Genomic DNA, 12,674 nt, shown 5'->3' with positions numbered 1-12,674 from the left:
GGTGTACGCTATGGATCAAATCGTTGGCCGTCAAGGGATAATTTCCCTGGATCGTGACACCTCGATTGTTGATTTCGTTAAAGAGAGGTAAACGTTTGCATGGGGTGACCATCGCCGATGTCGCGGAACGGGCCGGGGTGTCCACCGCGACCGTCTCCCGCGCGCTGACCGGTTCCCGACCGGTCGCCGCCGAGACGGTCCGCCGGGTGCAGCGCGCCGCGGCGGAGCTCGGGTACTCGGTGAACTCGATCGGCCGGGCGCTGCGCAGCAACCGCACCGACACCATCGGCATGGTCGTGCCGAGCATCTCGAACCCGTTCTTCACCTCGCTGGTGGAGAACGTCGAACACGCCCTCGGCGGCTCGGGCAAGCAGCTGTTCCTCTGCGACGCCCGTTCGGATCCGACGATCGAGGCCGAGCGGCTACGATCCCTGGTCGCCCGCAACGTCGACGGGATCATCGTCAGCCCCACGCACGGCGTCGACAGCTCGCCCGCGGTACTCGAAGCAGCCCGAGCCGTTCCGCTGGTCCAACTGGACCGCTACGTCCGCGGGACCAGCACCGACTGGGTGGGGGTGGACGACGTCGCGGCCATGCGGCTGGTGGTCGATCACGTGCACGCGGCGGGAGCGCGCTCCGCAGCGTACGTCGGGTCGCTGCTGACGAATTCGTCCACGGAGCGGCGGTTGGCGGGCTTCCAGCAGCGAGCCGAGGCATTGCGGATGACCGTGTACGAAGACTGGATACTGCTCGGCGAGTACAGCATCGCCTGGGGCGAGGAGTCATTGGCGCGGTTGGCCGGCGGCGGTCGGATGCCCGACGTGATCGTGTGCGCCGACGACCTGATCGCACTCGGCGTGACCCGGGCATGCCGAACACACGCCATCAAGGTGCCCGACGACGTCCAGGTCACCGGTTACGACAACATCGAGTTCGCCCGTCTCGGCGAGCCGCCGCTGACCACAGTGGACCAGCCCAGGAAGAAGATCGCCGCTGAGGCGGTCCGATTGCTCGCAGCGGCGGACGGATCCGAAGCCGCCGAGCCCTTGGCGCACATCGCGCTGGTCCCGAACCTGGTCGTCCGGGAGAGCACCCGCGAAGTTCCCGACCACGAATGACCCAGCTGCAAATACGACCTAGGGGTACCGGCGTATCCACGGCGAACTCGCCCTCCTCAATATCAAGGTCGCTCCCTCCACGGTCTGGGAGATCCTCAACTCGCCAGGCTGGGGATCACCCCTGCCCACTACCCAAAACCAGACCCGCCGACGCCGACGGTCCGCTTTGGTCGGTTTGCTGCCCGTCGCGCGCAGCCATGCGGGACTCGCCCGCACCGCCGAGAATCGGGATTGCGATTGGCCCCGACCAGACGGAAGCGTCGATGTCGTTGCACCACCAGGCCAAGCGGCACGAACCCGTGGCGTTGTCCCGGAATCCGCTCTACTGGTAATTCGACTAATGATCTTTCGGTATTTGGGTGATCTTGGTTATAGGTGGAGGTCGGTGTGGTCGAGGAAGGCGAAGCAGAGCTGGTAGCTGCTGTCGATGCGGTCCAGTCCGGTCTGTGTGGCGGTGTCGGCTTCGTCGATGGTCTCGGGGCAGAGGTTGGCCGGCTCGGCTGCTTTGATGTTGCCCCACGCCATTTCCACCGGGTTGAGCTCAGGTGCGTAGGCGGGCAGGCGCTCGACGTGCAGCCAGTGTCGTTGGGTGGCCGGCCAGGCTTTCATGTCTTTGGAGCGGTGGGCGGACAGGCCGTCCCAGATCAAGGTCACCGGTTCGCCGTCGAGGTGGTCGTGCAGGTCGGTGAGGAACTCGATCAGCGAGGTGGTGTTGTAGCTGGCGTGTTTGGTCTGGAACACCAACGCGGCCTGGCTGCGGTCGGGACGGTAGGCCAGGGCCGCGGACATCGACATGCGAGTCCAGCTAAACCGGTGCCGCAGCACCGGGGTCTGGCCCCGCGGCGCCCAGGTCGCTCTCACTGCTGGCAGCAGTGAGGATCCACTTTCGTCCTGGAAGCAGATCCAGGCCCCTCGGAGTCGGGCCCCTTTTTTATCCGTGGCCACTCGGTTTTGACCCACTCCTCGATCGTGGCCTCGTCGCGCTCGGCGGCTCGCCGCGCCGGGCGCTGGCGGCTCCAGCCCAGTCGATCACGCAAGATCGTCCAGGTCTGCGTCACCGAATACCGCACGCCGGTCACTCGCTCGATCACCTCACTCACCCGCGCAAGTGTCCACATCTCCGTCGCGAACCCGTTGGCGCGTGGGCCTTTGCTCAACTCCGCCTCGACCTCGACCAGTTGCTCGTCGGAGAGCTTGCGCATCCGCCCAGCACGGCCAGCGCCCGCCAGTGCCTCGCGGCCACCGGTCGACCACGCCCGGTGCCACTTCGATGCGGTTTGCTGCGACACTGCACTTGCCGATAATCTCATCCGCTCTGGTGAGACGCGGCGGACACAGCGTAGGTGTAGGCCGACCGCAGTCGCTCGAGGGGACGCTTTCGCGCTGTCGAGCACCACGGCATGCTGATCGACTGTGTTGTTGCGACTGGCCTATCTGGGTGTGACGAATGCATTCGCCATGCTGCGCCTGCTGCCGATGAGCGACCGGGACAAGGACGTCGAGATCCTCGCCTTGCGCCATCAGATCACGGTGCTGGAACGTCAAATCGGTCAAGCGAGAGTGCGGTTCACCCCAGCTGATCGAGCGTTTATGGCGGCGCTACTGCACCAGCTGCCACGGAATCTGCTGCGCAGGCTGCGGTTGCTGGTCCAACCGGACACGGTGCTGCGCTGGCACCGCGACCTTGCCCTTGCCGACAACCTCATCCGCCCTGGTGAGACGCGGCGGGCACGGCGTACGGACTTGGGGCTCGGTGATGGCGACCCGCTCGAACTCCAACTCCGCACTCCTGGCGGCGGCGAACTCTTTGACGTTCTCAGAGAGTGCGGTGAACATCCAGATCCCGCTGGGATCCAGGTCGCCGAGGTTGTCCTTGCCGCTAACCTCATCCGTCCTGGTGCGAAGCGGTAGGCAGCACGTCCGGGTAGGTCGACCGTAGTCGCTCGAACAGACGCTTTCGCTGCGGTCGAGCGCCACGGCATGGTGATCGACTGTGCTGCTGCGACTGGCCTACCTGGGTATGACGAATGCGTTCGCCATGCTGCGCCTGCTGCCGATGAACGACCGCGACAAGGACGTCGAGATCCTCGCCTGGCGCCATCAGATCACGGTGCTGGAGCGGCAACTCGGTCAAGAGAGGGTGCGGTTCACCCCAGCTGATCGAGCGTTCATGGCGGCGCTACTGCACCGGCTGCCACGAAACATGCTGCGCAGGCTGCGGCTGCTGGTACGACCGGACACGGTTCTTCGCTGGCACCGCGACCTGGTCGCGCGCCGCCATGCGACCGTTTCCAAGCCGAAGCGCCCCGGTCGGCCACGGACCGTGCGCTCCATCCGGGCTTTGGTGCTGCGCCTGGCAAAGGAGAATCCCAGCTGGGGGTCCGCCGGTTGCACGGTGAGCTGCTCGTCCTGGGAGTGAAAGTGGCCGCCTCGACCGTCTGGGAAATCTTGTAAACAGCAGGGATCGACCCGGCACCCGAACGAAACTCCAGCACCTGGGCCGACTTCCTGCGCTCCCAGGCCGACGCCCTGCTGGCTTGCGATTTCTTCGAGACAGTCACCCTGTCTGGGACGCGGATGTACGTGTTCGCAGTGATCGAGCACACCACCCGGCGGATCCGGATCCTGGGCGCCACCCCGCACCCGGCCGCCTCGTGGATGGCCCAGGCCGCGAGGAATCTCGTCATGGACCTCGAGGACCCCGACTGCCGGGCGCGATTCTTGATCCGGGACCGCGACGGGAAGTTCCCCGCCCTGTTCGACGCCGTCCTTGCCGATGCAGGCATCGAGGTCGTGCTCAGCGGCGTCCGGATGCCAAGAATGAACTCGATCATGGAAATATGGGTGCAGACCTGCCGACATGAGCTGCTGGACCGCACCTTGATCTGGAACCAGCGGCACCTGCTGCACGCCCTGCGTGAGCTTGAACAGTTCTACAACTCCCACCGGCCTCACCAAGGCATCGCGAACGCCCGCCCGTTGTACCCATTGCCCGCTCCGATCGCCGATCCGGACAAGTTAGCCCGCCTCGACATACGCCGATGCGATCGCCTCGGCGGCATCCTCCACGAGTATCAGCACGCCGCCTGACCTGCATGGACGGGGTTATCGGCAAGGGCAGGGTGGATAGTGTGCAAGTCCCCCCTCCAACCCCAGAATCCTGGCGAAACTCGCTTAGCGCAAAGAATGCTTGAAAGAAGTCTGCGCCATCACGACTTTGCCGTCTCGTCAGCGCATCGCTTCATGGGGGCCACGGCTGCTACCGAGGCAGTGCCCAAGGGCGAGCGACGATCTAGTCTCACTCACGACTATGGGCCATCGCCTTCTGGCCAATGTGAGACGGGGCGAGTGTGGCCTCCAACCGTTCATCGCCCATCAACGCGGAGCCGCCACCGAGCTGCGCGGTCACACTCTCAAGGTCATCACGAGACCGCTGGGCGTAGCATCACGACCTAGAACACCAGTGATCCATGACACAGCTCAGTTCGCCCAGGCGGGTGTCGATCCCATCATGATCAACGCGACCCCATTTCAGCCAGACAAAAGCCAGCCTCCCAAAATCCTCCCAAAATCGCCGAAATTCAAGAGAGGCACCTCCGGAGCGATCACTGAAGATCCACAACAGCACGCAAAAAAGCCCGTTGACCTGCACTTACGTGCCGATCAACGGGCTCTTCGCTCCGTCGGGATGGCGGGATTCGAACCCACGACCCCTTGACCCCCAGTGGCGTCCACAAGAGACACTGACCAGCAAAAACCGTGAAACCCCAGGATAAACCGGTGCAGCACAGTGCTATTCAGCGAGGTACAACTCACTTCAGACCACCACGTTCCTCCCATAATTCTCCCAATGCCGCTCCCACAACCGATGGCTGAATCCTGAACCGGAACTCGCTACAACCAAGAACCAAACTCCGCAGCTGACTGCGGCCGTACGTTCCCCACCACATCAGACCAGGACCATCGAAGCCCTCACTCCTCGATCAAGACAGCAAACGTAGCCATCCGCCTCCAGGATTCCCTCAGCGCGCGGATCCGCCAACGTTGAGCCGGTACCAGGTGACCATCGCAGTCGGTACCACGACCACGACCCCTTCCAACAACGATCAAGCCTTGGACCACTAGTCCCGCTACCGAGCACCAACGACTCCAAGCAAGACCGACAGGACACCCTGTGGACCGGCCAAAACCAACCACGATCTCATACAACCCAGCTACACCACCTCCCACCAACGACTCGCAACTAAACAAAATCGCCACTTGGCGCCAGTAAACCTGCTGGTCAACAAGCCTCGGCCCCGCGCACACGCGGGGATGATCCCAACTTCGCGTTGGTGCGCGGTGTCATCCGCCCCTCGATCCGTGCTACGCGGGGATGGGCAGGCAATCCACCCAGGTCCCGTGTCGCTCTGCCCCAGGTCAGGTGCGATTGTCCGCGATTCGGTCGACGCGGGCTCTAGGCTGCCAGCTTGTCCCGTAGCGCGGCGACCAATCCGATGAGTTCTCCAGGGCTGCTACCCCGGTACACCATTCCGTCGGGGAGATCGTCCGGCAGCGCGCCGCAGTCCAGCAGCAGGATGCGCTCCGGGGCACGGGCTACGACGGAGTCGTACTCGATCCTGGTCCAGTGCTTCGTTTTGTACACCTTCGTGCTGAGCACCAGCACGTGCTTGCTTTGCACTCCGTAAATGTTGGGCAGACAGCGCACGAGGTCGGTGCCCCACAAAGCGGCGTCCTGGTCCGGGGCGTAGAAAACCTTGAACTCGTTGCGGAGCTGGGTGTGGATCTGCCGGGCCAGGTCCTCGTCCTCTGACGCGTACGAGATCGCCAGGTCCCAGGTCGTCGTCTCCGGCCCACGGCCGTGCAGCCATTCGCTGAATAGGCGTGGGCCGCGCCGAAGCCGGTGGTCCTCGACACGCAATGCACCGACGCTCCGGCTCAGCCTGGCCGCTTCCCGGTGCTTCACCCAACTCTGGCTCCGCAGGTCGCGCAGGGTCAGCCCACCGGCCGGTAGCTCGCGCAGCAACCGCCTGCCTGCCTCGCCGAGTTGGCGTTCCCACACGGGGAACGTGCCGACGGCGAGGTCGAAAAGGTCGTCCAACGCGTCGTCGAAGGACTTGCCGTCGTACAAGGCGGCCAGCAGCCGGATAGTCAGCCAAGGGTGCCCGCCGCACTGGTCCATCACGTCGTCCAGGTCGACCTCGGGCACGTGCTTCGCGAGCTGTGCCACGGCACTACGGTCCAACGGATCCAGGAAGCGAGGTTCGGCTGTGTTCAGGGGCGGTGACCCGCGGTCATCTGGGTCGCGGAACACGGCGAGCACCGGCCCACCGGCCAGCAGGATGGCGAGGTCCTCCCGCAGGTGGGTGTCGTCCAGCCAGCGCAGGAACGAGAAGAAAGCGGGCCCCCACTGCGCGAGCAGCACCCGGTCTGCCTCGTCTACCAAGAGCGTGAGCGGCTTGATCCGGTCCAGTGCAAGTGCGACGTCGTGCCGGGTCGCCGCGTGGTGCTTCGTTTCCTGCACACCGTGCAGGGAGCCGAGCAGCCCACCGAGCGCCGCCGTCTCGGAAGAGATGTCCCAGCCAGACACGTCGGTCCGCACGAGCGCACGGCCGACCGCCTCTTCCGTGATGTTGCGGACGAAGGTCGTCTTGCCAGCGCGGCGCCCCCCGATCAGCAACGCTGACCGCCCGTGCGTCAGCATCCGGTTCACGTCGGCCAACTGGGCATCGCGCCCGACGAAGAGGTTCGGGGCGTAGAAAGGGTTGTTCACGGCTCACAGCTCCGCGCTCGAGAGCCAGTCACGGAACATCCCGATCCGGACGCCCTCGTCGATCAGGCACTGCGACCGCATCGCCGACCGGGCTTCTCGCTGATCGGCCGCAGAGACGAACGGTGCGACCGGGCCTCCGCTTGCCACCGCCCGCACCACCTCGCGTTCCGCCGTGGTCATGAGCTGCCACAGGTTGTTGCGCAAGAAGAACCCGACTGTGTCGGCGTCGTCCAGGTGATCGAGCGCGGTGTCCAGGTCGTCCTCGGACAGTTCGTAGGCCAGCTTCCGCTGCCGGTACGCCTCGGCCGCCACCGTGCGGACCAGCGCGGGATGCCCCCCGGTGAGGCCGAACAGGCGGCTCAGGAACTCCTCGGCCACCGCGCCGATCGCCATGGCCCGCCCCAGCGATCGCACCATCTCGTCCACTGCCTCCCGTTCAAGCAGCGGAACCGGCATCTCCTGGAAGAAGGCGAAGAACGGGTTGGTGCCGTCCGCGCCCAGGTCATTGTCCCGGTTGACGCCCGGCCGCAGATCCGCGCCCACCACGACAACGTGGCGGCGGTCGCCCTGTGCGAGCGCCCGAAGCGTGCCGCTGGCCCTGATCCACTGGCGCGTAGCGTACGACTCGCCCTTGGCGGGGTAAATGCGTTCCAACTCGTCCAGGATGACCAGGAGAGTCGTCGCTGGTCGCCCGGACGCCACGAGATACTGTTGCCTGCGGTCGAACTCGGCCTCCAACTCGGTGGCAGTCGTAGGTGATGCCGTCTGAAACGGCCACTCACCGAGTTCGGCGCGGCCCCACCGATCGAACGCCGAGAGCATCATGGCGAACAGCACCGGCGGCCAGTCCTCGTGGTGCCGGTCGAAGCGCTGGAGGTCGACCTGGCACACCGGGCGGTCGACCACGTGCTGACGCAGGATGTTCAGCACGCTCGTCTTGCCGACCTTGCGCAAGCCCGTCACAAGGACGTGCTCGCTGCGCCGCAGGGCGCTGCCGATCGTGTTGAGCAGCGCATCGCGTCCAAACAAGAAGCGCTCATTGATCAGCGCGTTCTTTGTGTCGAACAGGTTGTCGCGGTTGCCGTAGTCGCGCTCCAACTCGTTCAGGAACGCAGTCACGCGCTGGTCGGCCCGCGCCGCGCGCAGCGAACGCGTGGTAATCGTGACCACCGGCTTCCCACCGAGCCGCATCTGGTCCAGCACGACCCGCGCATCGCCGCGCAGGTCGCCCACGTGCACGAAATAGCCGAGTCGGCTGTTTGCGAGATGGGCCGCGAACCTTTCGAGTTCATCGGCGGTCGGAACGACCACGGTGGAGATCCACACCGGCCCCGGTCGGAACAGCTGCGGCTGTTCGTCATCCACCCGTAGGAACCGATCGGCCGTGGCGAACGCTTCGGTAACGAGATCTCGGATGGCGGCGAGTTCGTCCGGGTCGAGCATGGCCGAGGTCGGTTCGGTCGTCTGCGCAGGGAGTCTGCCGCGTGCGACCACACTGCGCCGGACGGCGTCCACCAGCTGCTCGTGCCCTTGCGGCGAGGCCGGATCGAACACGACGCCCTGACGCGTGGCAAGTTCATAGGGCAAGCTCCGCTGCGCCTCGACGGGCGTGATGCCCGCGTACACCGGGATCACCGCCGTGTCTTGGGACAACGCGAACTCGATTTCGCGCTGCAACCAGTACGGCACGGAACCGGCGTCCGTGATCACCGCCAGCACCACATCCGATGCGCGTACCGCGTCGTCTATCGTCCGGCTGAAAGACGATCCAGGACTGATGCTGACATTCGCCCTCCACACCACCATCCCGTTGTCCTGCAACGCATCGGCGATCTCATCAACCAACGGACCGGCGCTGTCGGCTTGGTGGGAGACCAGGACCTGCACAACGCCGATCTCGTCCTCGAAGGAGAGGTTGCGAGCGGCCCGGCGGGTGTCCGAGTGGTCCGGCCCCGTCGTCCGGCGGCGGCGTTCCAGGACGTCCTCGGTTAACCGACGCGCATCCTCATACCTACCCAGCTGCCGCAACGCAACAACGAGGTTGTCGGCCGAACGCAAAGTATCCGGATGATCCGGCCCCAACACCCGACGCCGCCGCTCGAGAACGTCCTCGGTTAACCGACGCGCATCCTCATACCTACCCAGCTGCCGCAACGCAAAAGCGAGGTTGTCGGCCGAACGCAAAGTATCCGGATGATCCGGCCCCAACACCCGACGCCGCCGCTCGAGAACGTCCGACATGAGTTCCCGGACTTGCGCGTGCTCGCCCAGCCGACGCAGGACAACGGCGAGGTTGCTCGCGGCCACGAGCGTGTTGGGGTGATCGGGTCCGAGGAGCCGCAACCGGTCGTCGTACACCTCTTCCAACGCGTCGAGCGCGCCCGCGGCATCTCCGGCGGCGACCCGCCAATCGGCGAGCCCGTGTTTGGTGGCGACCGTGTCGGGGTGGTCGACCCCGAGCACTCGCAACAGGTCCTGGAGCAGGTGCTCCAGCGCAGTCACCGCGCCGTCGACGTCACCTGCCGCACCGCGCCAGTCGGCGAGACCGTGTCTCGTCGTCAGCGTGTCAGGGTGGTCGGCGCCCAGAACGCGCACTTGGTCGGACAGCAGCTGCTGCAACAACGAGATCGCGCGGGAAGCATCCCCCGCCGTGCCAACCCAGTGGCCTAGGTTGAAGCGGGCGGTCAAGGTGCTCGGGTCATCCGGGCCCAAGACGGACGTGTAGTCCTGGACTAGGCACTCGAACTCCTCGATGGCGGCGGGAGTGTCTCCTGCTACAGCTCGCCAGTGTGCGAGGTTGTGGTGCGCGGCCAGTGTGTCCGGATGGTCCCGACCGAGCACCCGCAACCGGTCCTCAAACAAACTCTGGAACCCCGCCACCGCACCGGCGAGATCTCCTGCCTCGCCACGCCAGAATGCCAAGTTGTGGCGCGCGGCCAGTGTGTCCGGATGGTCCCGACCGAGCACCCGCAACCGGTCCTCAAACAAACTCTGGAACCCCGCCACCGCACCGGGTGCGTCGCCGGACATGCCGCGCCAGTGGGCGAGTTCTCCCAAAACCATTAGGGTGTCCGGGTGTTGGGGGCCCAGGCGTTGGGTCGCGATCTCGTGGAGGCGGCGGAAGTGGTACTCGGCCTCCATCCCCAATCCGCATTCTCCCAGGCTGCGACCCAAGCGCAACAACACCGGGTGGCAACCAACATCCCAGAGGTGTTCGCCGCTCGCCACGATGAGGGCCTCGGCGTTGGCGCGCAGAGTCTGCTCCCGAACTGGGTCATAGCCGCCCCGCCACACCAACAGCAGTGCGTCGGCCGCCGTGCGCACGACCGCTGCCAGCCGCTCCTCGGAGAGGCTCTCCCGCATCAGCCGCTGGACGAAATCGTGTGTCCGCACCGCGACGGACGACCCGACGTGGTCGACGGTCACCAGGCTGGACTGCGCGAGGAACCACAACTCATCCAGCACGTCCTGCCGGTCGAGTCTGCGCCCAACCCGTTCGGACAGCAGCTCCAATACCTCTGGCACGGTGAGAACTTCCAAGGGGATGTTGTCGGAGGACAGAAGGCTGACGATTTCTATCAAGGGGCGTGCGACCCCCACCGGAGCATTCAGTTCAGCCCGTCGCATCGCCCTGCCGACAGCCACCTGAAGCGAAGCAGCGGGGTAACGAATCAATCCACCCGACTCATCAAAACGGTCAAAAAGCTGTTGCCGGTATTCCGCACAAGACACACCGGTTTGCCGGATGTAGGCACAGGCCATCTTGATCGCCAATGGCAGGTACCCGAGTTCCTGGGCCAACTCCTCGGCTCCGTCGAGCAAGTGCGACTCACCGGCAAGCGCCTGTCGGAAATAGTCGAGCGCTTCCGCCCTGCTGAATCCGCCCACGTCAATCAGCTGCCGCCGACGGCGCAGGGGCACGTCCCGGCGGCGAGTCGTCACGATTACTCGACCGGCGCGTGTGGCAGGCGGCCACAGTCCCGAGATGTCGTTCGGCGACGCTACGTCGTCGAGCACCACGAGCCAACGCAGAGATGTTTCCCCCAGCCACATCAACAGCCGCTCTGCCCCGCGCAGCGGAATGGTCTCCTCTGTGGCGGTGAGGTTGGCATTGAGATCGGCATAGGCAGACAGGACTGCTTGACGCGAGGTGGCGTTCACCCACACCAGCAGGTCCAGCTCGCGAGCCGTCCACAGCCGGTCGGCGTAGGCCGCGGCCAGCTCGGTCTTGCCTGTGCCACCCAGTCCGGTCAACACCGCAGCGTCGCCGTGGTCGAGGACTTCGTCCAGTACTTTGGCGACGGCTCGATCCTGAGTCACATCGGCTACCGGCGGCACCACTCCGAACCGGTACGGCAGCGGGACGGAGATACGGCTATCACCAGCGACGTGGAAGACCACGTCACCGTGGATAGTTCCGACCTGCACGACCGAGGACACGTCGCCGGTCAGAGCATTGGTAACCCCGCGCTGAGGCAGCTCCGATCTCTCGCTCATCGATCAAGTATCCCGTTGCAGTACCGGTCGCACGGCTACCTGCCATCGAGGTGACCCGAATGGTCGAATACAAATACCTCGTGGACCGGCCAAACCAACCTCAATCTCATACGATCCAGCTAGACCACCGCTCACCAACGACTCGCAACCAAACAAAATCGCCACATGGCGCGTGTAAACCTGCTGGTCAACAAGCCTCGGCCCCGCGCACGCGGGGATGGTTCCATCAGCAGGGCCTGAACCAGAGCAGCGCGGGTCTCGGCTCCGCGCACAGATGGTTCCTGATTGACACGGGGCGGGGTGGGCAGCAGGCCCTTCGCCCCGCACGCACGGGGATGGTTCCGGCCCCAGGATGGGGCGAGCACGTCGCACCAACTCGGCCCCGCGCACGCGGGATCGTTCAATCAACGAAGCTGCGCAGCTCGGCGCCACCGCCTCGGCCCCGCGCACGGGGGATGACTCGACGATCTCGCCGATGGTGAGGCTTGGCCCCCGCGCATACGGGGATGGTTATAGCGTGATCGCCGCAGCCGCCGCCGGCGACCGCTCGGCCCCGCGCACACGGGTATGGTTTCACCCCGGTCACCCAGGACCGGCATGATCCACTGCTCAGCTCCGCGTACGCGGGACTGAGCCGCACTGCCGGAACCGATCGTCGTCATGCGGGGGCTCGGCTCCGCGCACGGAGACAACAAACGGCAACCTAGTGTTCTGAGTCGGTAATTCGGCTGCAGTATGCGGCGAGGGTTTTAAGGTTCTGGTCGGCGGTTTTGGTCCAGACGAAGGGTTTGGGGTCGGCGTTCCAGTTGTTGATCCAACTGCGGATGTCGGCTTCGAGTTCGACCACGTTGTGGTGGGCGCTGCGTCGGAGTTTTCGGTTGGTCAGTTCGGCGAACCAGCGTTCCACGAGGTTGAGCCGGCTCGACGAGGTCGGGGTGAAGTGCAGGTGGAACCGGGGGTGCCGGATCAGCCATTCCTTGACCTTCGGGGTCTTATGGGTGGCGTAGTTATCTAAAACCAGGTGCAGATCGAGGCTTTTCGGCACCGCTTGGTCGATGAGCTTGAGGAACCGCAGGAACTCCTGGTGCCGGTGGCGGCGGTAGTGCTGGGCGATGACCGAACCCGAACCGATGTCGAACGCAGCGAACAAACTGGTAGTGCCGTTGCGGACGTAGTCGTGAGTGGCGCGCTCCGGGGTGGTGGGCATCATCGGCAGGATCGGAGCCGTGCGGTCGATCGCCTGGATCTGCGATTTCTCATCCACCGCGAGGACCAGGGCGTTCTCC

At 65.1% G+C, this 12,674-nt stretch carries 9 protein-coding genes; 4 read left to right on the top strand and 5 right to left on the bottom strand.

Going from position 1 to position 12,674, the window contains the following annotated elements; genetic code table 11:
- Positions 1 to 104 precede the first annotated feature (104 nt).
- Positions 105 to 1,118 (top strand): LacI family DNA-binding transcriptional regulator, encoded by a 1,014-nt coding sequence (locus ACWCO2_RS31840; RefSeq protein WP_450131490.1) that lies wholly within the window; start codon positions 105 to 107, stop codon positions 1,116 to 1,118.
- A 369-nt stretch (positions 1,119 to 1,487) separates the two neighbouring features.
- Here ACWCO2_RS31840 and ACWCO2_RS31835 read toward each other — a convergent pair whose 3' ends face one another.
- Both ACWCO2_RS31835 and ACWCO2_RS31830 read right to left on the bottom strand, forming a co-directional pair.
- Positions 1,488 to 2,063, bottom strand: coding sequence for an IS630 family transposase (locus ACWCO2_RS31835; protein ID WP_450131489.1), 576 nt, complete (start codon positions 2,061 to 2,063; stop codon positions 1,488 to 1,490).
- On the bottom strand, positions 1,976 to 2,428 hold the full coding sequence (locus tag ACWCO2_RS31830; RefSeq protein ID WP_450131513.1) for a winged helix-turn-helix domain-containing protein: 453 nt from the start codon (positions 2,426 to 2,428) through the stop codon (positions 1,976 to 1,978). Before ACWCO2_RS31830 ends, ACWCO2_RS31835 begins: the two co-directional genes overlap by 88 nt.
- Before the next feature lie 103 nt (positions 2,429 to 2,531).
- Here ACWCO2_RS31830 and ACWCO2_RS31825 point away from each other — a divergent pair, with 103 nt between their 5' ends.
- From ACWCO2_RS31825 to ACWCO2_RS31815, 3 genes are all read left to right on the top strand, one after another.
- Complete coding sequence (locus tag ACWCO2_RS31825; protein WP_450131488.1) at positions 2,532 to 3,029, top strand: hypothetical protein; 498 nt, start codon at positions 2,532 to 2,534, stop codon at positions 3,027 to 3,029.
- A gap of 82 nt (positions 3,030 to 3,111) precedes the next feature.
- Positions 3,112 to 3,537 (top strand): helix-turn-helix domain-containing protein, encoded by a 426-nt coding sequence (locus ACWCO2_RS31820; protein WP_450131487.1) that lies wholly within the window; start codon positions 3,112 to 3,114, stop codon positions 3,535 to 3,537.
- A 266-nt stretch (positions 3,538 to 3,803) separates the two neighbouring features.
- Positions 3,804 to 4,208: an integrase core domain-containing protein gene (locus ACWCO2_RS31815; RefSeq protein ID WP_450131486.1), complete on the top strand. Its 405-nt coding sequence runs from the start codon at positions 3,804 to 3,806 to the stop codon at positions 4,206 to 4,208.
- Between the two features lie 1,366 nt (positions 4,209 to 5,574).
- Here ACWCO2_RS31815 and ACWCO2_RS31810 read toward each other — a convergent pair.
- The 3 genes from ACWCO2_RS31810 to ACWCO2_RS31800 form a co-directional block, all read right to left on the bottom strand.
- A complete protein-coding gene (locus ACWCO2_RS31810; protein ID WP_450131485.1) occupies positions 5,575 to 6,891 on the bottom strand; it encodes an AAA family ATPase in 1,317 nt (438 codons plus the stop codon).
- A gap of 3 nt (positions 6,892 to 6,894) precedes the next feature.
- On the bottom strand, positions 6,895 to 11,331 hold the full coding sequence (gene fxsT / locus ACWCO2_RS31805; protein ID WP_450131484.1) for an FxSxx-COOH system tetratricopeptide repeat protein: 4,437 nt from the start codon (positions 11,329 to 11,331) through the stop codon (positions 6,895 to 6,897).
- A gap of 760 nt (positions 11,332 to 12,091) precedes the next feature.
- On the bottom strand, positions 12,092 to 12,674 hold a 583-nt coding region (locus ACWCO2_RS31800), incomplete at its 5' end, for an IS630 family transposase (RefSeq protein ID WP_450131483.1).

It is taken from the genome of Saccharopolyspora sp. NPDC002376, assembly GCF_053593195.1.
The sequence above is the reverse complement of the archived record's forward strand: the minus strand, read 5'-3'. Positions and strand labels throughout refer to the sequence as shown.